General features: G+C 69.2%; 22 protein-coding genes. 11 read left to right on the forward strand and 11 right to left on the reverse strand.

Features of this window, described 5'->3' with window-relative positions:
* The first annotated feature begins 314 nt into the window (after positions 1 to 314).
* Positions 315 to 848 (forward strand): hypothetical protein, encoded by a 534-nt coding sequence (locus VEC11_RS02055; protein ID WP_464128689.1) that lies wholly within the window; start codon positions 315 to 317, stop codon positions 846 to 848.
* Between the two features lie 16 nt (positions 849 to 864).
* Here VEC11_RS02055 and VEC11_RS02060 read toward each other — a convergent pair whose 3' ends face one another.
* The 3 genes from VEC11_RS02060 to VEC11_RS02070 are packed head-to-tail and all read right to left on the reverse strand — an operon-like array spanning position 865 to position 4,433.
* A complete protein-coding gene (locus VEC11_RS02060) occupies positions 865 to 2,274 on the reverse strand; it encodes a M20/M25/M40 family metallo-hydrolase (RefSeq protein WP_464128691.1) in 1,410 nt (469 codons plus the stop codon).
* Positions 2,275 to 2,324: 50 nt separating this feature from the next.
* Positions 2,325 to 3,914 carry a sensor histidine kinase gene (locus VEC11_RS02065; RefSeq protein WP_464128693.1) on the reverse strand — a complete coding sequence of 530 codons (1,590 nt, stop codon included), beginning with the start codon at positions 3,912 to 3,914 and terminating at the stop codon, positions 2,325 to 2,327.
* Between the two features lie 9 nt (positions 3,915 to 3,923).
* Positions 3,924 to 4,433, reverse strand: a complete 510-nt coding sequence (locus VEC11_RS02070) for a hypothetical protein (RefSeq protein WP_464128694.1) — start codon at positions 4,431 to 4,433, stop codon at positions 3,924 to 3,926.
* On the opposite strand from VEC11_RS02070, the gene VEC11_RS02075 reads away from it, so the two are divergent.
* From VEC11_RS02075 to VEC11_RS02085, 3 genes are all read left to right on the forward strand, one after another.
* Positions 4,404 to 5,198, forward strand: coding sequence for a response regulator (locus VEC11_RS02075; RefSeq protein ID WP_464128695.1), 795 nt, complete (start codon positions 4,404 to 4,406; stop codon positions 5,196 to 5,198). The two genes, VEC11_RS02070 and VEC11_RS02075, sit on opposite strands and share 30 nt — an antisense overlap.
* 106 nt (positions 5,199 to 5,304) lie before the next feature.
* Positions 5,305 to 5,442 carry a hypothetical protein gene (locus tag VEC11_RS02080; protein ID WP_464128697.1) on the forward strand — a complete coding sequence of 46 codons (138 nt, stop codon included), beginning with the start codon at positions 5,305 to 5,307 and terminating at the stop codon, positions 5,440 to 5,442.
* A 72-nt stretch (positions 5,443 to 5,514) separates the two neighbouring features.
* A complete protein-coding gene (locus tag VEC11_RS02085) occupies positions 5,515 to 6,198 on the forward strand; it encodes a sigma-70 family RNA polymerase sigma factor (protein ID WP_464128924.1) in 684 nt (227 codons plus the stop codon).
* On the opposite strand, the gene VEC11_RS02090 is transcribed toward VEC11_RS02085, so the two are convergent.
* Positions 6,195 to 6,353, reverse strand: coding sequence for a hypothetical protein (locus VEC11_RS02090; protein WP_464128698.1), 159 nt, complete (start codon positions 6,351 to 6,353; stop codon positions 6,195 to 6,197). The genes VEC11_RS02085 and VEC11_RS02090 overlap by 4 nt on opposite strands.
* 97 nt (positions 6,354 to 6,450) lie before the next feature.
* Here VEC11_RS02090 and VEC11_RS02095 point away from each other — a divergent pair, with 97 nt between their 5' ends.
* From VEC11_RS02095 to VEC11_RS02115, 5 genes are all read left to right on the forward strand, one after another.
* On the forward strand, positions 6,451 to 9,144 hold the full coding sequence (locus VEC11_RS02095; RefSeq protein WP_464128700.1) for a bifunctional [glutamine synthetase] adenylyltransferase/[glutamine synthetase]-adenylyl-L-tyrosine phosphorylase: 2,694 nt from the start codon (positions 6,451 to 6,453) through the stop codon (positions 9,142 to 9,144).
* Positions 9,144 to 9,608 (forward strand): thioredoxin-dependent thiol peroxidase, encoded by a 465-nt coding sequence (gene bcp, locus VEC11_RS02100; RefSeq protein WP_464128701.1) that lies wholly within the window; start codon positions 9,144 to 9,146, stop codon positions 9,606 to 9,608. The genes VEC11_RS02095 and bcp overlap by 1 nt, the downstream gene beginning before the upstream one ends.
* A gap of 50 nt (positions 9,609 to 9,658) precedes the next feature.
* Positions 9,659 to 10,210, forward strand: coding sequence for a hypothetical protein (locus VEC11_RS02105; protein ID WP_464128703.1), 552 nt, complete (start codon positions 9,659 to 9,661; stop codon positions 10,208 to 10,210).
* A 9-nt stretch (positions 10,211 to 10,219) separates the two neighbouring features.
* Entirely contained in the window at positions 10,220 to 11,026 is an 807-nt protein-coding gene (locus VEC11_RS02110; RefSeq protein ID WP_464128705.1) for a ferritin-like domain-containing protein, read from the forward strand.
* Between the two features lie 129 nt (positions 11,027 to 11,155).
* The gene (locus tag VEC11_RS02115; RefSeq protein ID WP_464128706.1) at positions 11,156 to 12,307 is read left to right on the forward strand and encodes a peptidoglycan DD-metalloendopeptidase family protein; all 1,152 of its coding nucleotides are present in this window, start codon (positions 11,156 to 11,158) and stop codon (positions 12,305 to 12,307) included.
* A 72-nt stretch (positions 12,308 to 12,379) separates the two neighbouring features.
* Here the strand turns inward: VEC11_RS02115 and VEC11_RS02120 are convergent, their stop codons facing one another.
* The 5 genes from VEC11_RS02120 to VEC11_RS02140 form a co-directional block, all read right to left on the reverse strand.
* Positions 12,380 to 13,318 (reverse strand): cation diffusion facilitator family transporter, encoded by a 939-nt coding sequence (locus tag VEC11_RS02120; RefSeq protein WP_464128708.1) that lies wholly within the window; start codon positions 13,316 to 13,318, stop codon positions 12,380 to 12,382.
* Positions 13,319 to 13,492: 174 nt separating this feature from the next.
* On the reverse strand, positions 13,493 to 14,272 hold the full coding sequence (gene purC, locus VEC11_RS02125; protein WP_464128709.1) for a phosphoribosylaminoimidazolesuccinocarboxamide synthase: 780 nt from the start codon (positions 14,270 to 14,272) through the stop codon (positions 13,493 to 13,495).
* 80 nt (positions 14,273 to 14,352) lie between these two features.
* Positions 14,353 to 15,576 carry a kynureninase gene (gene kynU / locus VEC11_RS02130; RefSeq protein ID WP_464128711.1) on the reverse strand — a complete coding sequence of 408 codons (1,224 nt, stop codon included), beginning with the start codon at positions 15,574 to 15,576 and terminating at the stop codon, positions 14,353 to 14,355.
* Complete coding sequence (locus VEC11_RS02135; RefSeq protein ID WP_464128713.1) at positions 15,573 to 16,439, reverse strand: alpha/beta hydrolase; 867 nt, start codon at positions 16,437 to 16,439, stop codon at positions 15,573 to 15,575. The genes kynU and VEC11_RS02135 overlap by 4 nt, the downstream gene beginning before the upstream one ends.
* Positions 16,440 to 16,686: 247 nt before the next feature.
* Positions 16,687 to 16,884 (reverse strand): hypothetical protein, encoded by a 198-nt coding sequence (locus VEC11_RS02140; RefSeq protein WP_464128714.1) that lies wholly within the window; start codon positions 16,882 to 16,884, stop codon positions 16,687 to 16,689.
* 124 nt (positions 16,885 to 17,008) lie between these two features.
* On the opposite strand from VEC11_RS02140, the gene gcvA reads away from it, so the two are divergent.
* Positions 17,009 to 17,929, forward strand: coding sequence for a transcriptional regulator GcvA (gene gcvA, locus VEC11_RS02145; RefSeq protein ID WP_464128715.1), 921 nt, complete (start codon positions 17,009 to 17,011; stop codon positions 17,927 to 17,929).
* A gap of 89 nt (positions 17,930 to 18,018) precedes the next feature.
* Here the strand turns inward: gcvA and VEC11_RS02150 are convergent, their stop codons facing one another.
* Both VEC11_RS02150 and VEC11_RS02155 read right to left on the reverse strand, forming a co-directional pair.
* Positions 18,019 to 18,966, reverse strand: a complete 948-nt coding sequence (locus VEC11_RS02150) for a DUF4349 domain-containing protein (RefSeq protein ID WP_464128717.1) — start codon at positions 18,964 to 18,966, stop codon at positions 18,019 to 18,021.
* Positions 18,967 to 19,138: 172 nt separating this feature from the next.
* Positions 19,139 to 20,104 (reverse strand): DUF4349 domain-containing protein, encoded by a 966-nt coding sequence (locus VEC11_RS02155; RefSeq protein ID WP_464128718.1) that lies wholly within the window; start codon positions 20,102 to 20,104, stop codon positions 19,139 to 19,141.
* 189 nt (positions 20,105 to 20,293) lie between these two features.
* Here VEC11_RS02155 and parC point away from each other — a divergent pair, with 189 nt between their 5' ends.
* Entirely contained in the window at positions 20,294 to 22,531 is a 2,238-nt protein-coding gene (parC, locus tag VEC11_RS02160; RefSeq protein WP_464128720.1) for a DNA topoisomerase IV subunit A, read from the forward strand.
* Positions 22,532 to 22,605 lie beyond the last annotated feature (74 nt).

The raw sequence follows: 22,605 nt of genomic DNA on the forward strand, positions 1-22,605 counted from the left end.
CCGCCGTGCCAAACGGTGGGGATCGCACGACGTCGTGCAAAGCATTGAATAATAAGGGATAGGCACAAAAGAAGTTGAGCCCGGAAGCGCCACCGGGGGGGGGAGGTCGGCGCGTCCGGGCCCATGATCTGGATAGCGAGAGCGGGGGGGCAAAAGGTCACTATCCGAGCCGCTCAACGAGCCCTGCCGGCTTTGGTTCCCCCGGATCGAACTTTTTTTAGGATTCGGGGATTTTCGCTTTTGCCGCCACGCGCCGCTTGCGCGGGCGGCGGAATCGGGTGAGGCTGGGGAACACGGAAAAAAAGGGGGCGATCATGAAGGCTGTCGTCATTTCGCTGGGAACCGTGCTGCTCCTGGCCGGCTGCGGGAACGAGCAAAAGCGGGTCGAGGACGGCGTCCGCGCCCAACTCTCGGCACAGGGCAATGTCACCCAGGTCAGCATGACCAAGCAGTCCGATGGCGGCTGGCAGGGTCATGCGCTGGTTCGCGTCGCCGACGGCCATGAGGCGCGGGTAAATTGCCGGACGGACGCGAACGGCCAGGGCCGCTGCGGCCAAGTGATCGACCAGCAGCTGATCGATGCGACCACGGCCACGCTCCGGCAGCAATATGCCTCGCGCGGCTTCACCGTGATAGAGGCGGCGATGGCGAAGCAGAACGAGGATCTCATCGCCGGTACCGCCGTGGTCCGGGATCCGAACGGCAACCAGCTGAACATCCGTTGCACTGCGCCGCGCGATCCGGCCAATGGCCGGTTCGGGCTGAACTGCGAAGTGGTCGACGAAGCGGCAGCCGCAGCCGCTTCGCAGACCGAGGAACCGCCGCCGGCGGAGGCACCGCCGCAATAGCGGCTGCGCGCTCCGCCTAGCCGGCGAGACGGCGGATCAGGTCGGTCCAGTGATCGACGTCGTTGTAGAAGGCACGGACCGGCAGCCGTTCGTCGCGTCCGTGCGCGCGCTCGTCCGCCGGGATCACCGCCCAGGAGCCGTCGACGCCGTAGACCGGCACGCCGCGCGCCCGGAAATAGAGGCCGTCCGTCGCGCCGGTGCTCATGTCCGGAGTGACCGCGGCGTTCGGATGGCGGGCACGCACCGCCGCCGTATAGGCGCCGACCACATCGGCCCGCAGCGGCGAGGCGTCGGTCGGGCGGGCCGGATCCACCGGTTCGACGGTGACGTTGTCCGGCTGGCCGAGCCCGCGCAAAGTCGCCAGCACGCTCGCCGGATCCACTCCCGGGAAAATCCGGCAATTGACCGTCGCTCTGGCGAGCTGCGGCAGGGCATTGTCGGCGTGGCCGCCCTCCAGCCGGGTGGCGACGCAGCGCGTCCGCGTGATCCCGACCTCGGTCTCGCTCGCCTCGATCGCGTCCGCGGCCTCGCCGTCATTGGGGTTGGCCAGCCAACGCCGGATCGCCGCGGCCAGCGCCGGCTCGGCGGATTCGGCGCGATGGGCGAAATAGGCGCGCGTCGTCTCGTTCTGCATCGGCTCGAAGCGGTGGCGTTCGAGCCGGTCCAGCGTGTGGGCCAAGGCGTAGATCGCATTGTCGGGCCGCGGCCGGGAGCTGTGCCCGCCGGGATTGGTCGCGGTCAGGATGTAGCTTTGATAGGTCTTCTCGGCGGTCTGGATACCGAAGCCGAGCAGCCGGCCGTCGGCGAGGAAGGCCCCGCCGCCCGCATCGGCGTTGAGCGCGAAATCGAGCGTCGAGGTGTCGATCCATTGTGTCGAGGCAAGCTCGGCGCCGCGCCCGCCCGTTTCCTCGTCGCCGGTGAAGAGGACGATGATGTCGCGGGTCGGGCGGAAGCCCTCGGCGCGCAGCCGCAGCAGCGCGGCGGTGACGGCGACCACGCCCTGCTTGTCGTCGAGCGTGCCGCGCCCGTAGAAATAGCCGCCCTCCTCGCCGAGCTGGAAGGGATCGCGCGACCAGTCCTCCCGCCGCGCCTCGACCACATCCATATGGGCCATGAGCAGCATCGCCTTGCGGCCGGACGGCCGCGCCGCCGGCCAGCGCAGGATCAGGGCCGCGGTCCGGTCGGCCGGGCGCTCGACCTCATAGGGATGGATGGTCACGCCCTCGAGCCCGCCCGCGCGGAACTGCTCCTGCAGATATTGGGCGAGCGCCGGCACCTGGCCGCGGCCCTGCACGGTCGGGATGGAGATGGCCCGTTCGTAAATCTCGCGCGCCTTCGCGTGCCAGCGGTCGGGCGGCGTCTCCGCCGAGGCGATGGTGGCGGTGGCGAGGCCGAGAGCGGTGGCGGCGTACAAAGCAAGGCGCATGGTTACTCCCCGGAAAATGCGCGCGGAGAATGGCGCGATTCCGGGGCCGGTCAAGCGGTCGCGGTGCCCGGTTTCTCGACGATGGCGAGGCGGACCGAATAGAGGCCCTGCTCCGGCTCCCGGTCCAGCTCGGAGCGGAGCTGGCGCGCGAGCCCCGTCACGATCCGCTCGAACCTTTCCTGGAAGGCGGCGTCGCAGTCGGGCGATCCGGCGAGCGCGTCGATCCCGATCGAGAGGCGCGCGAAGCCGGGCCCGTCCCGGTCTAACGTCACCGAAACCAGGCCGGCGCCGCAGAGCATGCCGAATTCGGTGATCTCGGTGATCAGGAAGGCCACCGAGACCGCGACGTCCTGGGTGACGTAGAGCGGGCCGACGTCGAGCCGGATCTGCATGCCGGCCGCGGTGCGCGGCGCGGTCGCGCGCAGATTGGCGGTGAGCTCGGTGATCAGCGGCTTCAGCGCGACGCCGCGATTTTCCTCCAGCTCGGCATAATGGTTGCGGTGGACGACCGCGAGCGCGTCGACCCGGCGCTGGATCGACGCATAGGCGGCGGCGACCTCCTCGTTGCGCGAGCCCCGCGAATGCAGATTGAGCAGCGAGGCGACCACCTGGAGATTGTTCTTCACCCGGTGGTGGACCTCGCGCACCAGCCGCGTCTGGCGAACGACGGCCGCCTCGAGCTCGGCCTCGTGCCGGGCGACGGTCTGGGTCACCCGGCCGAACGCCTGGCCGAGGGCGCCGATCTCCTGCGCCGTGCTGTTGACCGCCGGCAAATCGACGGCCGGGTCGCCGGGCTTGTAGGCGGAGATGACGTTCTGGATGCGCTTCAGTGGCCGCAGCAGCACGCGCTGCACGATGATCCAGCCCATGAGGGAGGCCCACAGCCACATCAGGACCGGGGTCAGCACGATGAAGACCTCGCTGAGCCCGAGCGGAGGCTCCGGCATGCGAATCCGGAGCGCATACTGGTTGTTGGCGAAGGCGTTGCTTTCCGTAACCTGCTCCGAGCGTTCGCCTTCGGGCGACATGGCGCGCAGCTGCATCACCCGGTCACCCTGGACCAGCTCCAGCGCGAAATCGCCGGCCAGGCGGGGCTGGTCCACGGCGCGGGCGAGCGTCGCCCGGTCATATTCGGTAATTCCCTCGACCGCGCCGGCCGGGTCGTAGAGGAAGATCTCGATCTGGTTGCCGCCCGGCATTATCAGCGCCCGCCCGACCTCGCCGCGCGCCGCGGGCACCGTCGGCGGGGTGAAGCCGGGGCTCAGGCAGGGCGACGCGGGGGTGCGGCCGTAAATGGCGAAGCGGCCGGTGACGTTCGGGAAACGGCCAAGCCGGCCCAGAGTCCGCTGGCAGATGCCTTCGCTGTCGCCGAATTCCAGCAAGGCATCGCGGCCGGAGCGGATCGTGAAGGCGTTGCGCGAGAGCGCCAGCGTGAAGCGCTGGACATGCTGCGCGAGCAGCGCCTGGGCCGACTTCTGCGCCGAATCCCGGCTGGCCCGCGCATTGTCGACCGAGGCCGTGACGGCGATCACCCCCAGCGGCAGCAGGCCGAGGCTGAGGATGATCCACATTTTGAGGCCGGTGGAGAGGCGCTCCCAGCGCGAGCCCGACGGCGGTGGTTCGTTTGCGGCGCGTGCCATCCGCCGCGGTCAGTCAAGCTTACCGAGCAGCGCCAGGAGGTCGGGGGGAACTTCTTCCTTGAGTGTATCCTTGTAGGCGGCGCTCAGCGCATTGCCGATGTCGCCCAGCGACGAGCGGCGAGATCCGCCGCGCCCGCCGCCCTTGCCCGACCCGCCAGTACCGGAACCGCCCCCAGCTTTCCTGACCGGCGAGGACTTCGCATTCGAATCGGACAAGGTTCCTACACCCTCCCACAGCACGGCGCGGATTGCCGGCCTGTTGTCACTTGTCAGCACAGCAGCCCCCGCACCAGACACACAAAAAGAGGGCGGCCCCCGATAAATGAGACCGCACGGCCTTGGAAACAAAAAACTCCCTGGATTGTTCCACCCCCCAAGCGAGGACGGGGCAGGGACCTTCAGTTGGGAACCAGCCGCGCGCGTCGCGGTTGCATTCGTACCGGCTGCGAACCAAAAGCCGGTGACGAGATTGAAGGAGTCGTACCGGATATGTCGCTTGGCCAGGAACTCGCGCCGCACCTTCCCTTCCTCCGCCGCTATGCGCGCGCCCTGACCGGGAGCCAGGCGCATGGTGACGCTTTCGTCCGGGCGACGCTGGAGGCGATCGTGGCGGCGCCGGGCGATTTCCCGCGCGACGTCGATCCCAGATTGGGACTCTACCGCACCTTCCACGCCATCTGGTCCTCGGCCAATGTCGAGGAGGAGCCCGGCCATTCGGGTACGGACGGGCCGGAGGACATCGCCCGCGCCCGCCTGTCGCGAATCACCCCGCTGTCCCGGCAAGCCCTCCTCCTGACCGCGATGGAGGGCTTCACGCCCGAGGATGCCGGCTATCTGATCGGCGCCTCGGCCGAGGACGTGGAGAGCCTGGTCGCCGAGGCGCTGGCCGAGATCGAGCGGCAGACCCGCGCTGACGTGCTGATCATCGAGGACGAGCCGATCATCGCCATGGATATCGAGACGATCGTCCGCGATCTCGGCCATAATGTCACCGGGGTGGCGGTGACCCGCGACGAGGCGGTGAGCCAGGCCATGGCCCGGCGGCCCGGCCTGGTGCTGGCCGACATCCAGCTCGCCGACGACAGCTCGGGCATCGATGCGGTGAAGGACATCCTTGCGGAATTCTCGGTCCCGGTGATCTTCATCACCGCCTTCCCCGAGCGCCTGCTGACCGGCGAGCGGCCGGAGCCGACCTTCCTCATCACCAAGCCGTTCCAGCGCTCGACGGTGAAGGCGGCGATCGCCCAGGCCCTGTTCTTCGACACGGCGACGGTTCCCGCCTGACGTGGGTTAGTGACGTTCCGGCGGGGACCCTGGATAAGGCGGGGAACCGGTTCGACACGGGACGCGTTGCGTCCCGAAACGACTGGAACCCGAGTCAGGATCTACCATGAGCGACCACCGCGAGCATATCAGCACGACCGACGCCCGCGCCGGCAGCACGCCGCATATGACGCGCTACATCCTGATTTTCGGGACTCTGCTCGTCATCGCCGCGTTCACTGCGATTGTACTTCTCTGGCAGTGAACCCATCTTCTTCGACACGCGACGCCCGTTCCGGGGACTGAAGAGTCGCGCTAAATGACCAGGGGCAGCTTGATGGCGGGCGAAGCGCCGGCACGGACTGAAAACGAGGAGCGGGGCGGGGCCGAATGGCAGCCGCTTCCGGACGGCGAGTTCAAGGAGCAGCTCGCCCTGGTCATCCCGCATCTGCGCGCCTTCGGCCGCTCGCTGTCGGGCAGCCGCGACCTCGCCGACGACCTCGTCCAGGAGACCCTGCTCAAGGCGTGGGCGGCCCGCAAGCGCTTCCAGGCCGGGACCAACATGCGGGCCTGGACCTTCATCATCCTGAGGAACCTGTTCCTCAGCCAGATGCGCCGCGCGCGCTTCAAGGGCGAGTGGGACGAGCTCACCGCCTCGAGGCTGCTGGCCGCGCCGGCCAGCCAGGACCGCCATATCGAGCTCGGCGACATGCAGCGCGCCTTGCTGCATTTGCCCCAGCCGCAGCGCGAGGCCCTGATCCTCGTCGGCGCGGGCGGCTTCGCCTATGAGGAGGCGGCGGAGATTTGCGGCTGCGCCGTCGGCACGATCAAGAGCCGGGTCGCCCGCGGCCGGGTGGCGCTCGAAAGCCTGCTCGCCGAGGGCAAGCTGCCCTCGCGGCGCAGCCACCAGACGCCCGACAATCAGAGCGCGCTGCAGACGATCATGAATGAGGTGGACGATCTCAGCCGCGACCGGGACCCGGGCCCCGGCAAGGGCGGCAACGAGGACGAACCCGCCTAATCGAGCTGCCGCAGCAATTCCTCGAACGGCCGGAGCGAACGGATATGGCCGTCCATGCGGAAGGCCTGGCGCAGGGCGTCGCCCACGCCGGCATGGACGGTGGGGGGAGCCACCTTCACGTACCGGCGCGTCTGAATTTCGCCCGTGGGCTTCATCTGACTATCCAATTCCTTCACACGGCGACTAACGTGTGTTTGCCCGCCTGGTTTCAACCGTTGCGACAGGCGGAACGGAACGGCAGCATCCTGTGGTATGGAAGAGACAAATCATAAACAGGATTTTAACGGCGCAATCGCCCGTGCGCGGGCTGCTTCGCCTTTCCTGACTTTCCTGCTCGAGAGCTTTCCCGAAATCGCCCGGGCGCTGGCGCAAGGCGACATGGACGCGGCGCTGGCCGGGGCGCGCGGGGCCGGCGAGGCCGCAGAGGTAATGACGGCCGTGCGGCGGGAGCGGAGCGCGCTGGCGCTGGCGCTCGGCATCGGCGATCTCGCCGGGGCGCTCGACCTGGAAGAGGTCGTGCAGCCGCTTTCGGACCTCGCCGACCGGCAGCTCGACCGCGCGCTCGCCGCTGCCATGGCCGAGCGGACGCCGGACGCCCCGGTCCGTGGCTTCGCGATCCTCGCCCTCGGCAAGCTCGGCAGCCGCGAACTCAACTATTCGTCCGACCTCGACCTCATCTTCCTCTACGACCCGGAGACGCTCCCGACGCGGCCCCGCGAGGAGGCGGGACAGGCGGCGCTCCGGATCGGCCAACGGATCGTCGAGATCATGCAGAAGCGTACCGAGGCCGGCTATGCCTTCCGGATCGACCTGCGCCTCCGGCCCTCGCCCGAAGTGACGCCGATCGTGCTGCCGGTCGAGGCGGCCATCTCTTATTATGAAAGCGCGGCCTTGCCCTGGGAACGGGCGGCCTTCGTCCGCGCCCGGGCCGCCGCCGGCGATCCGGCGCTGGGCCGCTATTTCCTCGAGGCGGTCCATCCCTTCGTCTGGCGGCGCTCGCTGGATTATGGCGCGATCGGCGAGATCACCGCGATCAGCCGCCGCATCCGCAACCATTATGCGCAAGGCCAGGCCTTCGGCCCGGGCTTCGACCTGAAGCGCGGCCGCGGCGGCATCCGGGAGGTCGAGTTCTTCGTGCAGATTCACCAGCTCATCCATGGCGGCCGCGAGCCGGAGCTGCGCGCCGCGAGCACGCTGCCGGCGCTGGCCGCGCTCGAAAAAGCGGGACGGGTCGGCGCCGCGGAGGCGGCTGCGCTGCGCGAGGCCTATCGGCTGTTCCGGACGGTCGAGCACCGGCTGCAGATGGTCGAGGACCGGCAGACGCACAGCCTGCCCGCCGATCCCGACGCGCTCGACACGGTCGCGCAGCTGCACGGCCTGGCGGACGGCCCCGCCCTGCTCGATCTGCTCCGGACGCATGTCGAGCGGGTCGCGGCGATCTACGACACGCTCGTCGACGAGGACGAGGCGCGGCTCCCGGAGGATCCGCCGGCGCTCGAGGCGGCGCTCGGGGCACTGGGCTTTCCCGATCCGGCGCTCGCGCGGACCAGGATCGAGGCCTGGCGCTCGGGCCGGGTCCGCTCGCTGCGCACCGCCGCCGCCCGCGCGGCCTTCGAGGCGATGCTGCCGGTGCTGATCGAGGCCCTCGCCAAGGCGCCCGATCCGATCGCCGCGATGAACCGCTTCGAGGATCTGATCCAGGGCCTGCCGAGCGGGGTGAATCTCTACCGGCTGCTGGAGGCCCGGCCCGGGCTCACCCAGCATCTCGCGACGATCCTCAGCCATGCCCCGGCGCTGGCCGAGCAGCTGGGCCGTCGGCCCGATCTGCTCGACGGCCTGATCGACGCGAGCGCGCTCCAGCCGGCCCGGTCGGTCGACTCGCTCGCCGAGCGCTTCGCCCGCTCGGACCGCGCCGACGAGGCCTATGAGCAGGTGCTCGACCGGGTCCGCCGGCGCGTCAACGAGACCCGCTTCGCGCTCGGCGCACAGGTCGTGCTCGGGGCAAGCGATCCGATCGAGGTCAGCCGCGGCTATGCCAGGGTGGCGGAAGCGGCGATCCGCGTGCTCGCCGACGCCACCCTCGCCGAGTTCGAACAGGCGCACGGGCGCGTGCCGGGCTCGCGGCTCGTTATCCTCGGGCTGGGGCGGCTGGGCGGCGGGGCGCTCACCCACGCCTCCGACCTCGACCTCATTTACCTGTTCACCGGCAGCTATGAGGGGGAGTCGGACGGGCCGAAGCCGCTGCGCACCAGCGACTATTTCAACCGGCTCGCGCCGCGGATCAGCGCCGCCCTGTCGGTGCCGACCGCGGCGGGCCGGCTGTACGAGGTGGACACAAGGCTCCGTCCGTCCGGGGTCGACGGCCTGCTCGCAATCTCGCTCGACACCTTCGCCGCCTACCAGCGCGACAAGGCCTGGACGTTCGAGCATATGGCGCTCTGCCGCGCCCGGCCCGTCTACGGCAATGCGGAGGACCAGGCCGCTTTGGCCGCGATCATCGGCGAGGTGCTGCGGCTGCCGCGCGATCCGGCCCGGGTCGCCGCCGATGCGGACCGGATGCGGCTCGAAATCGCCCGCCACAAGAAGCCGCGGGGGCCGTTCGACATCAAGCTGGGGCCGGGCGGGCTCGTCGATCTCGAATTCGCGGTGCACGTGCTGCAGCTCGCCCGGCAGGTTGCGCTGACGCCGCGGATCGGGGAAGCGGTGGCGGCGCTGGCCGAGGCCGGCCTGATTCCGCCGGAGACGGTGGCCCACCAGGCGCTGCTCGCGCGGCTGCTGGTGATCCTGCGCCTCGTCGCGCCGGACGGGGGCGAGCCGGCGCCGGCCGCCCGCGCCCTCGTCGCCCGCGCCAGCGGGACAGAGGGCTGGGAGGAACTGCTTGCGGCGCACGAGGCGGCGCGGCAAAGCATTCACTCCCTTTGGCGAATGGTGGCGGAGTCGGGCTGATGCTGAACGTGGGCGATCCGGTTCCCGACGTGACGCTGACCGGCATGGACGGAGCGCCGCTGAGCCTGTCGGCGTTCAAGGGCAACAAGCTCGTCCTCTATTTCTACCCCAAGGACGACACCTCAGGCTGCACCCGCGAGGCGCAGGATTTTTCCGGCCTCGCCGGCGAGTTCGAGAAAGCGGGCACCTGGATCCTCGGCGTCTCCAAAGACGATCCGAAGAAGCATCACAAGTTTACCGAGAAATATGAGCTGAAGGTGGGCCTCGCCTCCGACATGGACGGCAGCGTCTGCGAGGCCTTCGGCACCTGGGGCGAGAAGAGCCTCTACGGCCGCAAATATATGGGGATCGAGCGGGCGACCTTCCTGATCGACCGGGACGGAACCGTGGCGCGTGTGTGGCGCAAGGTGAAGGTGCCGGGCCATGCCGACGAGGTCCTTGCCGCGGCGCGCGAGCTGCCGTGAGCGCCCTGGCGCGTCCAGGAACGGGCCGGCCCCGCCGGCGTTTTTCAGCGATGTTCCGTGGCCGCCCCAGTACCCTGGCCCTGACCTCCGCCGGCGGGATCTTCGCCGCCATCCTCGGCGTCCAGCTCGGTCAGTCGGCGATCTCGGAGATCAATCCGATCCATTTCCAGGGGGCGCTGGAACGGCCGCATGGGATCACGCCGCCGCCCGAGCCGGCGCCTTACGATCCCTATGCGCGGGACTATGTCTGGTCGCTGCCGCCGGATCCCACCCTCGCGCAATGCTTCGGCGATTGCGACTCGGCGCAGACGAGCGAGGCCGTGCGCCTCGCGCTGGACGAATCCGCGGGACGGGACCGGGCGCTGCCTTACTGGCGGGACGCGACCCCGACGACCGAGCTCCGCCCCTGGCCGCCGGGCGAGATGCCCAGTGCCGGGCTCTCGCTCGAGCGTTACATGCGCTATCCGGTGAACCGGGAGCAGGCGGAGCAGGCCGTGGCCGAAGCCGCCCAGGCGCAGCCGCCCGCCGCGGCGGCAGTTGCCAGGCCCGCGGAAGCGCTTCGCATCCCTGCAGACGTGGCCGAGCCGGTCGTCGAGGAATAGACCGGCGCGGTGACCCCGACGATCGCCCAGGCCTGCCGCGGCGTCCTGCTGGCCGCCGCGCCGCGCGCCAAGGTGAAAGCGGCGCGGGCGGTGGCCCGCGCCTGGCGCCGGGGGGCGCTCGCTTATGCCTTCGACGTAGCGATGCCGGACCGGCCGGCCAGGCCCGACGAGCCGCTCCTGCTGCCGCCCAATCGCATGCCGAAGCGCGGCCGCGCGGGCTCGGAGCGGAGCCGGATCGCCTTGCTGCACGCGCTCGCCCACATCGAGTTCGGCGCGGTTGACCTCGCCTTCGACATGGCCGGCCGGTTCGGCGCGCTGTTCCCGCCCCGCTTCGTCGACGACTGGCTGTCGGTCGGCGCGGACGAGGCGCTGCACTTCGTGCTGCTGGACCGGCGCCTGCGCGCCCTGGGCGCCCATTATGGCGCGCTGCCTGCGCATGACGGCCTCTGGGAAGCGGCGGCGGAAACCGCGCATGACGCGGCCGCCCGGCTCGCCGTCGTGCCGATGGTGCTGGAGGCACGCGGGCTGGACGTGACGCCGGCCACAACGGCCTCCTTCCGGCGCGCCGGCGACGCGCGTTCGGCCGCGATTCTCCAGCGCATCTACCGCGACGAAATCCGCCATGTCGCGATCGGCACCGACTGGTTCAAAAGCGTCTGCGAATCCCGCGGCCTGCCCGCCGTGCCCGAGTGGCAAAGGCTGATTCGGGCGCACTTTCGGGGGATCGTTAAGCCTCCGTTCAACGACTCAGCGCGGGGTGAAGCCGGTCTGTCCCGCGATTTCTACGCCGGGGTTGCCCCCGAGAGATTGGCTTAACATTCTCCGCCCACATTTGGGGTGGGCGGTTTCCACAACATTATTCGAGCCGGGCAGGTAGGCCCTTCTTTGTTCATACGGTCGCCCGGCGCGGCCGAGCCGGTCCAGGGGGACCGAGCGGGGATCATGATGACCACTTTCGTTCCGACGGCCAACCAAAGTCTGTCCGTCAAGTTCCGTAATTTCTTCAAACCGCGCGATATTTTCCTCCACGATGGCAAGAGCCTGCGCCGCTTCACGATCGGCGCGAGGCTGCAGATGGCCGTGGTCTCGGGGATCGTCGCCCTTTTGATCTGGTCGCTGGTCGCCACGATCGCCGCGATCAACGCGATGAGCGGCGACGTCGCCCGCATGCAGCAGCAGGTCGCCCAGATGCAGAGCGACGTCGACGCGATGCGCGTCGCCGTGCGCGAGCGCGCCACCCAGCTCGAGCAGCGCACCGCCTTCCTCGACACCATGCTGACCGGCGAGGCGACCGCGACCCGGCTCTCGCAGCAGCTGCCGCGCAACGTCGAGACCCCGGACAACGCCCGGGCCGCCGCGATGGTCGAGGGCTTCGGCCGCGCCGACGCGATGCAGCTGGCGCTGGCCGAGCGCCTGGAGACGATGACCCGGCAGCGCTACAATGCGCGCGCCGCCGAGCTTCGCCGCCGCGGCTTCGATCCGGCCCGCTTCCAGGCCTATACCGGCCAGGGCGGCCCCTATGAGGCGGCTGCGGCCGCCGACGATGCGGACCCCCGTTTTCGCCAGCTCTTCACCACCTGGCGCGCGCTCGACCAGCTCGAGACCGGCGCCGCCTCGATCCCCTCGGCCCGCCCGATCAACCTTTCGGTGAACTTCACCTCCGGCTACGGCGTCCGCTCCGATCCCTTCCGCGGCAGCGCCGCCATGCATGCCGGCATCGATCTCGCCGGCCCGCTCGGCACGCCGATCTACGCCACGGCGGACGGCATTGTCGGCCGCTCCGAGTGGAACAGCGGCGGCTACGGCAATCTCGTCGAGCTCAATCATGGCCAGGGCATCCAGACCCGCTACGGCCACCTCTCGCAGCGCATCGTCCAGGCCGGCCAGCGCGTCCGCCGCGGCCAGCTGATCGGCCTGATGGGCTCGACCGGCCGCTCGACCGGCAGCCACCTGCACTACGAGGTCCGCATCGACGGCCGCGCCGTGAATCCCATCCCCTTCATGCAGCAGCCCGCCAGCACCATGGCCGCGCTGCAGCGCCCGGCGGCGATCGGCGGCCCGGCCGCGCCCGGCGGCGCCGCCGCGGGCTCGCGCTAGACATTTCCAGCTAGGGAGAGGCCAGAATGGCCGAAGGCCCCGCCGGCAACGGCGGGGCCTTTTCCTTTGGGCTCAATGGGCGTGCTCGCCTGCGCAGTCGCCGTCGCCGACCTCGATCTGGAAGGTCGAGTGGGTGATGCCGAAATGGTGCGCGACATGATGGGCGCAGTCCTTAAGGAAGGCGTCGCCCGGGAAGCCGGCCGGCATCACCAGATGCGCGGTCAGCGCATATTCGGTCGTGCTCATCGACCAGATGTGCAGGTCGTGGACGCGGGTGACGCCCGGCAGGTCGAGCAGATGCTCCTCTACATGGTCCGGATCGATGCTGCGCGGGACGCCGCCCATCGCCATGGTCAAGGATTCCCGGAACAGGTCGGCGGTGGCGAGGAAGATCATGCCGGCGACGATCAGGCTGGTGACCGGGTCGATCCACAGCCAGCCGGTGAACTGGATGCCGAAGCCCGCCACCACCACGCCGGCCGAAACGAGGGCGTCGGCAACCATGTGGAGGTAGGCGCCGCGCACGTTGATGTCGCTCTTGCGCCCGCGCACGAACATCAGGGCGGTGCCCATGTTGACCGCGATGCCGATCGCGGCGACGAAGATCACTGTCTCGCCCTCGACCAGATCCGGCACGATCAGCCGCCAGGCGGCATGGTAGACGATCAGGCAGACCGCGATCAGCAGCAGCACCGCATTGGCGAGCGCGGCGAGGATCGAGGCGCCGCGGAAGCCGTAGCTGAACCGCCGCGAGGCGGGTCTTTTGGCGAGCACCGCGCCGACCCAGGCGGTGGCGAGGCCGAGGACGTCGGCCAGGTTGTGGCCGGCATCAGCGAGCAGGGCCATCGAATTGGCCCACCAGCCATACCAGGCCTCGACCGCGACGAAGCCGAGATTGAGGACGATCCCGATCGCGAAGGCGCGGCCGAAATCGGCGGGATGATGGTGATGCCCGTGCCCGTGGCCATGCGCATGGCCGTGCCCATGATGATGACCGTGACTATGGGCCAAGGCGAAAGCTCCGACACGCCCCGGGCGGGGCCACGGGCGGGAGGCTAAACGAGAAAGAGGGCGTCATTCCAGCGAAAGCTGGAAATCCCCCGCCTTTTGCCGCCGCGGGCACAGATGAAGCGAGATTCCGGCTTGCGCCGGAATGACGGAGCGGCGCAGCCGATCGAAGCGAGACTATTTCCCGCGCTTGGCGCGATGCTCTTCCAGGTCGAGCACGGCATTGCTCTCGCCCTCGGGCAGCAGGCCGAGCCGGCGCGCCACCTCCTGATAGGCCTCGGCCTCGCCGCCCAGATCGCGGCGGAAACGGTCCTTGTCGAGCTTCTCGTTGGTGGTGATGTCCCAGAGCCGGCAGCCGTCCGGGCTGATCTCGTCGGCGAGGATGACCCGGCTATATTCATTCTCCCAGATCCGGCCGAATTCCAGCTTGAAGTCGACCAGCCGGATGCCGATCGCCGCGAACAGGCCGCAGAGGAAGTCGTTCACGCGGATCGCCATGTCGGCGATGTCGTTCATCTCCTCCTGCGTCGCCCAGCCGAAGGCGGCGATATGCTCGTCCGCGATCATCGGGTCGCCGAGCGCGTCGTCCTTGTAATAATATTCGATGATCGTGCGCGGGAGCTGGGTGCCCTCCTCGATGCCGAGCCGCTGCGAGAGCGTGCCGGCGGCGACGTTGCGGACCACCACCTCGATCGGGACGATCTCGACCTGGCGGATCAGTTGCTCGCGCATGTTGAGCCGGCGGATGAAATGGGTCGGAATGCCGATCGTGCCGAGCAGGGTGTAGATATGCTCGGAGATGCGGTTGTTGAGGACGCCCTTGCCGGAGATGGTGCCCTTCTTCTGCGCGTTGAACGCGGTCGCGTCGTCCTTGAAATACTGGATGAGCGTCCCGGGCTCGGGGCCCTCGTAGAGGATCTTGGCCTTGCCCTCGTAGATCATGCGGCGGCGGGACATGGGGAATCGGGCCTCCGGAGGGGCAGGTGGCAATGGAGCGGGCTCTATAGTGAAGCGGGGCGGGGAGGGCAAACGCCGCGCTAGGTCACCTTGCCGCGCACCGCATATTTCGGGTCGCGCCAGCGCTCCTCCGCCATGATCCGGGCGAGGATGTCGACCGCCTGCCAGATCTCCTCGAAGCCGAGATAGAGCGGGGTCAGGCCGAAGCGGATCACCTCGGGCGCGCGGAAGTCGCCGATCACGCCCTCGGCGATCAGGGCCTGGCAGATCTCGAACGCATGGTCGTGCGCGAAGCTGATATGGCTGCCGCGCTGCTCCTCGCCGCGCGGGGTGATGCAGCGGAATTCGGGGCAGCGCGCCTCCATCAGCCCGACGAAGACGTCGAACATTGCCCGCGACTTCGACCAGAGCCGTTCCATCGTGACGCCCTCGAAGGCGTCAAGGGCGCTTTCCAGCGCGGCGAGGCCGAGGATGGGCGGCGTTCCCGCCATGAAGCGGTCGATCCCCCTGGCCGGGCGATAATCGTCGGTGAAGGCGAAGGGTTCGGCATGGCCCATCCAGCCGCGCAACGGGCTGAGCAGTTTCTCCTGGAGATGCTCGGCGATGTAGAGGAAGGCCGGCGCCCCCGGCCCGCCGTTCAGATATTTATAGCCGCAGCCGACCGCGAGATCGGCGCCGGCGTCGTTCAGATGCAGGGGCACTGCCCCGACGCTGTGCGAGAGGTCCCAGACCGTCATCGTGCCGGCGCGCTTCGCCCTGGCGGTGATCCGCGCCATGTCGAACCGTTCGGCGGTCTTGTAGTGGACGTGGGTGAGCAGCAGCACGTTGGTGTCCGCGCCGATCCGCGCCTCGACCTCGGCGCGCGGCGCGATATCGAGGGTCAGCCCGAGCACGTCCGCGACGCCGCTCGCGATATGGAGGTCGGTATGGAAATTGCCGCTCTCCGACAGCAGGGTCTTGCGGTCCGAGAGCCGCGCGGCGGCGACCAGCAATTTGAACAGGTTCACCGAGGTGGAGTCGGTGACGATCACCTCGTGCGGCTTCGCCCCGATCAAAGGTGCGAGCCTGGCGCCGACGCGCTGCGGGGCGTTGATCCAGTCGGCCGTGTTCCAGCTGCGGATCAGGCCGTCCGCCCATTCCTGCTCGACCACGGCGCGCTGGTGCGGCGCCACATTCTTCGGCAGCGGGCCCAGCGAATTGCCGTCGAGATAGATGACCCCTTCGGGCAGATGGAAGCGGTCGCGAAAGTTCCGCAGCGGATCGGCGGCGTCGGCGGCTTTCGCCTCGGCGAGGGTGAAGCTCATCGGCCCAGGGCCCTCCGCAATTCTTCGACCGCCGCGGCCCAGGCGGCCGTCTCGGGCGCGACCAGCTCGACATGGCCGGTCTGGTCCAGCATTCGCACGCGCACATCGTCGCCGGCGGCGCGCATCGGCCGGGCATAGCCCTCGGCATAGGCCGTCGGGATGATCCGGTCCTGCATGCCGTTGATCAGCACCTGCGGCAGGCCGAGCGGGGCGAGCCGGGGCACGGAGGTCTCTGCGAAGCGGCCGCCGGAGATGCGCGCGATCACCTCGGTGCCGCAGCCGCTGCCGGGCTCGCGCGCCGCTTCCTCCAGGTCGGGCAGGCCGCCGAGGCTGACCACCTCGGCGATCGGCAGCGGGCTGGCGGTGCGGAGCGGGGAGCCTCGGGGGAGCCTCGGGCGGCCGGCAAGCCAGAGCGCGAGATGGCCGCCGGCGCTGTGGCCGGTCGCCACGACCCGGCCTGCATCGAGCCGGTACTCCGCGGCATGGGCGCGCAGCGCATCGGCCGCCGCCGCGACATCCTGGAAGGTGCCGGGATATCCGCCGCCGGGCCGGTCGACGCCGCGATAGTCGATGTTCCAGACAGCAATGCCGCGCTTGCGGAGATCGTCGGCGATCCAGTTCATGATCGTCCGGTCGGCGATCCCGGTCTGCCAGCAGCCGCCATGGACCATCAGCACGACCGGATGCGGGCCCGCACCCTCGGGCAGCCAGAGGTCGACGACCTGCAGCGGATCTTCGCCGTAGCGGATGGTGGCGCTGGGCGCGGGCCGCGGCCGCTCCAGCAGATCGGGCCAGGTCATCAGCCGGGCGGACCTTGCGCCCGCCGCCTGTTCCTCGCCTGCATTGTCCGGTGTCTGCCCCACGGCACAGGCCGCTAACGCGATGCCTGAGATCAGGGCAAGCGGTTTCAGGAACAAGCGCATGGCGGCCTCATCGCGATTGCCTCGCGATGGACCGCCCTACGCGTCAGTTCAAGGCCTCATCCGCAACGCGAGCGGGTCGCGTTCCAGGGGGCGCTGTACTGGATCTCCGTCAGCCGGCAGAAGCCGAAGCGGATCGTCTCGGCCAGCCGGCGGAGCGAAGCGAACAGAGTCTTCATTTCGTCTCTCCTCAGGCGGTGGTGGTGGAGGTGAAGCCGAGGCTGGTGACCAGGAAAGCGGCAAGGATCGCAAAAAGTTGCGGCGTCGTGCCGTCCCAGGTCGCGAGCCGCGCCAGGCCGTTGCGCAGGCGCGCCAGACCCCGGTCGATCGACAAGCTCAGCTCATCATGATGGGCCACCCAGAGGCGACCGTCCATTTCGTCACGCATGGCGCACTCCTTTCCAATGTCCCGTCGAAAACCATCTTCGGCGTGTGCCTGAAATGGCAGCTTCCGTGACGGTGCACCAACGAAACGCTGGACAGTCGGCATAAGCAGTGCTTATGAGTTGGCCATGCCCAAGCTGCCTCCTCTCAGTGCCGTCCGCGTGTTCGAGGCGGCCGCGCGCCATCAGAATTTCACCCAGGCCGCGGGCGAGCTCGGCATGACCCAGGCCGCGGTCTCCTATCAGATCCGCATTCTCGAGGAGCGGCTCGGGGCGCCGCTCTTCGCGCGGGTGAAGGGACGGGTGCAGCTGACCGATGCCGGCCGCCGCGTCGCCCCGCTCGTCGCCAATGCCTTCGAGACGCTGGAGGATGCCTTTTCCGGCTTCGTCGCCGAGGACCAGGCCGTGCTCTCGCTCAGCGCGGCGCAGACCTTCGCGACGACCTGGATCGCGCCGCGGCTTGGCAGCTTCCAGGTCCGCCATCCCGAGCTCGCCGTGCGCCTGTCAACGGACAACAGGCTGGTCGATTTCTCGACCGGCGAGTTCCACGCGGCGATCCGGGTCGGCCGCGGCGAGTGGCCGGGCCTGCGCTGCCACTTCCTGTTCCGCATGGCCTTCAGCCCGATCTGCAGCGCCGAGTTCGCCGCGCAGCAGAAGCTGACCCGCCCCGAGCAATTGCTCGACCTGCCCCGTCTCAGCCCGCGCGACGACTGGTGGCGGGACTGGATGAGGGAGATGGGCGTCGAGGATTCCGCGGACGGGCTCGAGACCGGCCTCGTCCTCGACAATCAGGTGATGGAAGCGAATGCGGCCTTTTCCGGCGCCGGCGTCGCGATGATGACGCCGATGTTCTGGCGCGACGAGCTGAGGGCGGGCCGGCTGGTCCAGCCCTTCGACCATATCCGCATCACCGACCGGAGCTACTGGCTGGTCTATCCCGAGGGGCGCCGCAACCAGCCGAAGATCGCGGCCTTCCGCGACTGGATCCTGGCGGAGGTGGCGCGCAACAAGGAAACCGAGCCGGCCGAAATATTCCGGATGGCCGACTAGAGTCGGAGGTGGGCACGGCCGGATTGCGACGGGTCCGGCCGCACCCACCCCCTTTCCCCTCCCTCCAGGGGTGAGGGAGGGGAGGACGATCAGGCCTGCGCGGGCTCCGTTTCGGACGCCGGTGCAGCCGGCTTGGCTGGCCAGCGCTTGCGCGCCGCGCGGAAGCCGACCCAGAGCAGCAGCAGAGTCAGCACCCAGGGCGAGATCGTCACGAAGGCGATCAGGAGATATTTGAGCGCGCCGAGGAAATTGTCGGCGGCGCGGGTGGTCGCCTCCCCGATCGTCGGCTCGCGCGCGGGCCCCGGCGCGAGCGCGCCCGAGCCGTAGCGGAACAGGATCGGCGTGGTCGCCAGCGCATGCTCCTGCGCGCCGGTCGTCTCGCCGAGCGCGGCGATCTGCCGGCGGAGCGACTGGCGCTGCTCGTCGAGCCGGACTCGCTCCGCCCAGCGCAGGTTGCGCTGCGCGAGCCGCGCCTCGACGCGCGCAAGCTCGGCCTGCAGCTCGTCGAGCTGGCCGGTATTGGCCTTGAGCGAGGCGCCGACATCGGTGCCGGCGACCGAACTTTCGGTCAGCTCGCCGTCGGCCGCAGTCACCGCGCGGACGCCTTCGCGGCCGAACTGCGCGGCGATCGCCGGATCGACGGCGAAGGACAGCATCGCCTCCACATCCTCCGCATTGGCCGCGCGGTAATCGACACCGGTGATCTGACAGCGCGGGCCGTAGCGGGCGCAGAGCTCCTGATGCTCGCGCTGGATCTCGGCGATGCGGTCGGCCTCGAGACGGAAGGAATAGCGATAGTCGAAGGCGATGCCCGGCGCCGAGGCCGGGTCGACGTCCGGACCGGTGCCCCGGTCGGCGCGGCCGCGCGGCGCCGGCAGCTCGGGCGGGATCGCGGTGGATTCGGCCGCGTCCGGGGCCGGCGAATTGGCCGGGTTCTCTGCGCGGGTGGCGGTGGTGCCATTGCCGTCGTCGATGGCCTGGCTGCAGCCCGCGGTCGTGGCCAGAAGCAGGATAGCAAGGGGAATGGAACGTCGCATGATCAGGTTTCCTCTTATTATCTATCGATTTAGTAGAGAATAGGACGCACTCCTTCCCCTGTCGAAAGTTCGGGGGTGGGCGGCTGACCGCGTCCCGGCGAGGTTCGGGACAGGCTGCGGCCGCACCCACCCCCTATCCCCTCCCTCCGGGGAGCGAGGGAGGGGAGGGAGATCAGGCCTGGGCGGGCTCCGCCTCCGGCTCGGGCGTCACCGCCGGCCGCTTTTTCGGAAACCAGCGCCGCCGCACGTAGACGGCGATCAGGCCGATGAGCAGGATGGTGATCAGCCAGGGTGCGATCCGGATGAGCGCGGCAAGAACCACTGTCGCTCCCTCCCGGAAGTCCTTCCAGGCATCGCCCAGGGCCTCGCCGAGGCTTTGCGGCGGCCGGTAGCCGGGGACGAGGTCGCCCGAGCCGTAGTTGAACACCATCGGCGTGGTCGCGAGCGTCTCCTGCTGCGCCTGGCGCTGGTCCCCGAGGGCGCGGATCCGCTCGCGCAATTCCTCGGCCTGGGCCTGCAGCTCGGCCCGCTCCGCCGAGCCGATGCCGCCCCGGGCGAGCTGCTGCTCGATGCGGGCGAGGTCGGCCTGCAGCCGGCCGATGTCGGTGCCGGACTGGCGGATCTGGCTGCCGACGTCGACGCCGCTGATCTCGTTCTCGGTCAGCATGCCGTCCGCCTGCAGCACCGCCTCGGTCGCGCGGCGGCCGAAGTGGCGGGCCACGGCGGGGTCGAGCTTCAGCTCGAGCCGGGCCTGGATGTCGTCGGGGCCGATCACCCGATAGGTCATGCCGGTGATCCGGCAGCGGGCGACGGTCAGCTCCTCGCACATCGCCGCGTGCCGCTCCTGCAGCTCGGCGACCCGCGTCGCCGCGAGCGCGAAGGAATAATTGTAGTTGAAGGCGACGCCGGGCGCGGCGGTCGGCGAGATGTTCGGCCCGCCGGCGGCGCGGCCCGCGCTGTCGGCAGCGACGATACCTTGCCTGGGTGCGGCCGGCGGAGCCGCTTCCATGGCCTCGGTCGCGGCATTGCTTGCGAAGCTGCCGCCGCCGGGCTCGCGATTTTGGGGAGCAGAGCCGCCGCCGCCGCAGGAGGCGGTGCCGGCGAGAAGCAGAACAAGAAGGGGGAGTGAGCGTCGCACGACCATGTCTCCTCTTGTTATAACGTCTCATTTTCTATCACACCGGTAGAGATTAGCAAGCACTTCTAATCCCGACTTCTCAAAGGGTTAGAAATTGTCGCCTGGTCTGCCGGGCTGGGTTGGATGGGCGAGCCGAGTCGCCCGAACAAGCCTGTCGCATCGGCGCCGCGGCGCTGCTAACGCAGCCTCATGAGTGATGAATTCGATAGTGTCGTCGAGCATCCGTTCGACGATGCCCTCTCCCAGCGCTACCTCGTCTACGCTCTCTCCACGATCACTGCGCGCTCGCTGCCGGACCTGCGCGACGGGCTGAAGCCCGTGCAAAGGCGGCTGCTCTGGGCGATGCGCCAGCTCCGGCTCGACCCCGGTCAGGCGTACAAGAAAAGCGCCACCGTCGTCGGCGAGGTGATCGGCAAATATCATCCGCACGGCAACGACTCGATCTACGACGCGATGGTGCGGCTCGCGCAGGATTTCTCGCTCCGCTACCCGCTCGTCGACGGCCAGGGCAATTTCGGCAATATCGACGGCGATAATGCCGCCGCCTTCCGCTACACCGAGGCGCGGCTGACCCCCGTCGCGGCGGAGCTGCTTGCCGGCCTGGACGAGGGCACGGTCGACTTCCGCCAGAGCTTCAACGGCGAGAATGAGGAGCCCGAGCTGCTGCCGGGCCTCTTTCCAAACCTGCTCGCCAACGGCGCAAGCGGGATCGCGGTCGGCATGGCCACCTCGATCCCTCCGCACAATGCCGCCGAGCTGATCGACGCGGCCACGATCCTGATCGACACGCCGACCGCCGACGACGCGCAGCTGCTCGAGGTCGTGAAGGGACCGGACTTCCCGACCGGCGGCGTGCTGGTCGACAACCAGGCCACGATCGCGCTCGCTTATGCGACCGGGCGCGGCGCCTTCCGCGTCCGCGCGCGCTGGTCGCTGGAAAAGGGCAGCCAGGGCTCGTGGACCGCGGTGGTCACGGAAATCCCCTACCAAGTGCAGAAGGGCAAATTGATCGAGCAGATCGCGGCCCTGATCTCCGACAGGAAATTGCCGATCCTCGCCGACGTCCGCGACGAATCCGACGAGCGGATCCGGATCGTGATCGAGCCGCGGAGCCGGACGGTCGACGCCGACGTGCTGATGGAGAGCCTGTTCCGCCTGACCGATCTGGAGGTCCGCGTCCCGCTCAATCTCAACGTTCTTGACGCCACCCGCACCCCGCGCGTGCTCGGCCTCAAGGCGGTGGTCGGCCAGTGGGTCACCTTCCAGCTCGAGGTGCTGGTCCGCCGCGCGAACCACCGGATCGGCAGGATCGACGACCGGCTGGAGCTGCTCGAAGGCTATCTCATCGCCTTCCTCAACCTCGATCGGGTCATCGAGATCATCCGCACGGAGGACGAGCCCAAGCCGCTGATGATCGCCGAATTCGGCCTCAGCGACCGTCAGGCCGAGGCCATCCTCAACATGCGGCTGCGCTCGCTGCGCCGGCTCGAGGAGATGCAGCTGAAGGGCGAGCGCGACGCGCTCCACAAGGAACGCGAAGGCCTGCAGCAGCTCGTCGAGTCCCCGGCCCGCCAGCGGACCCGCCTCAAGAAGGATCTCGCCGCGCTCCGCACGAAATACGGGCCGGAGACGGCGATCGGCGCCCGCCGCACCGCCATCGAAGAGGCAGCCCCGGCGCGCGACATCCCGCTCGAGGCGATGATCGAGCGCGAGCCGATCACGGTGATCCTGTCGAAGCGCGGCTGGATCCGCGCGATGAAGGGCCATGTCGAGGTGACCAATGCCGAGGCGCTGAAGTTCAAGGAAGGCGACAGCCTCGCCTTCCCGCTGCTGCACGCCCACACCACCGACAAGTTGCTGCTCGCCTCGTCGGACGGCCGTTTCTACACGCTCGCCGCCGACAAGCTCCCCGGCGGCCGCGGCTTCGGCGAGCCGGTGAAATTGATGGTCGACATCGAGGGCGAGGGGAATGTCGTGGCCCTGCTGCGCGCCGGGGGGGCGGAGAAACTGCTGCTCGCCTCGTCGGACGGCCGCGGCTTCCTCACCTCGGCCGCCGGCGCTGTCGCCGAGACCCGCAAGGGCAAGCAGATCGTCAACCTGAAGCCGGGCGCGAAGCTGAAGGTCGTGCGGCCGATCCCGCCGGGCCATGACTATCTCGCCGTGGTCGGCGAGAATCGCAAGCTGGTCGTCTACCCGCTCGCCGAGCTGCCGGAAATGGGTCGCGGCCAGGGCGTCCAACTGCAGCGCTATCGGGACGGCGGCCTCTCCGACGCCAAGACCTACAAAGCCGAGGAGGGCCTGTCCTGGCCGATGGGCGGGGAGGGCGGCCGCACCCGCAATGAGGACATGAACCCTTGGCGCACCGCCCGCGGCGCCGCAGGCCGGATGCCGCCCCAGGGCTTCCCGCGGGACAACCGGTTCGACTGACCAGCGGGGTCCGTCATGCCCTCGTAAAGCGCGGGAATCCGCGACTTGCGCCGACAATTTGAGACAATTTTTCG

The sequence above is a fragment of the Allosphingosinicella sp. genome, assembly GCF_035626655.1.
In the GTDB taxonomy this organism is placed as follows: Bacteria; Pseudomonadota; Alphaproteobacteria; order Sphingomonadales; family Sphingomonadaceae; genus Allosphingosinicella.

Coding starts and splice junctions, on each gene's coding strand:
- VEC11_RS02055 (WP_464128689.1), top strand. CDS start 315: ATGAAGGCTGTCGTCATTTCGCTGGGAACCGTGCTGCTCCTGGCCGGC.
- VEC11_RS02060 (WP_464128691.1), bottom strand. CDS start 2,274: ATGCGCCTTGCTTTGTACGCCGCCACCGCTCTCGGCCTCGCCACCGCC.
- VEC11_RS02065 (WP_464128693.1), bottom strand. CDS start 3,914: ATGGCACGCGCCGCAAACGAACCACCGCCGTCGGGCTCGCGCTGGGAG.
- VEC11_RS02075 (WP_464128695.1), top strand. CDS start 4,404: ATGTCGCTTGGCCAGGAACTCGCGCCGCACCTTCCCTTCCTCCGCCGC.
- VEC11_RS02080 (WP_464128697.1), top strand. CDS start 5,305: ATGAGCGACCACCGCGAGCATATCAGCACGACCGACGCCCGCGCCGGC.
- VEC11_RS02085 (WP_464128924.1), top strand. CDS start 5,515: ATGGCGGGCGAAGCGCCGGCACGGACTGAAAACGAGGAGCGGGGCGGG.
- VEC11_RS02090 (WP_464128698.1), bottom strand. CDS start 6,353: ATGAAGCCCACGGGCGAAATTCAGACGCGCCGGTACGTGAAGGTGGCT.
- VEC11_RS02095 (WP_464128700.1), top strand. CDS start 6,451: ATGGAAGAGACAAATCATAAACAGGATTTTAACGGCGCAATCGCCCGT.
- bcp (WP_464128701.1), top strand. CDS start 9,144: ATGCTGAACGTGGGCGATCCGGTTCCCGACGTGACGCTGACCGGCATG.
- VEC11_RS02105 (WP_464128703.1), top strand. CDS start 9,659: ATGTTCCGTGGCCGCCCCAGTACCCTGGCCCTGACCTCCGCCGGCGGG.
- VEC11_RS02115 (WP_464128706.1), top strand. CDS start 11,156: ATGACCACTTTCGTTCCGACGGCCAACCAAAGTCTGTCCGTCAAGTTC.
- purC (WP_464128709.1), bottom strand. CDS start 14,272: ATGTCCCGCCGCCGCATGATCTACGAGGGCAAGGCCAAGATCCTCTAC.
- kynU (WP_464128711.1), bottom strand. CDS start 15,576: ATGAGCTTCACCCTCGCCGAGGCGAAAGCCGCCGACGCCGCCGATCCG.
- VEC11_RS02140 (WP_464128714.1), bottom strand. CDS start 16,884: ATGCGTGACGAAATGGACGGTCGCCTCTGGGTGGCCCATCATGATGAG.
- gcvA (WP_464128715.1), top strand. CDS start 17,009: ATGCCCAAGCTGCCTCCTCTCAGTGCCGTCCGCGTGTTCGAGGCGGCC.
- VEC11_RS02150 (WP_464128717.1), bottom strand. CDS start 18,966: ATGCGACGTTCCATTCCCCTTGCTATCCTGCTTCTGGCCACGACCGCG.
- parC (WP_464128720.1), top strand. CDS start 20,294: ATGAGTGATGAATTCGATAGTGTCGTCGAGCATCCGTTCGACGATGCC.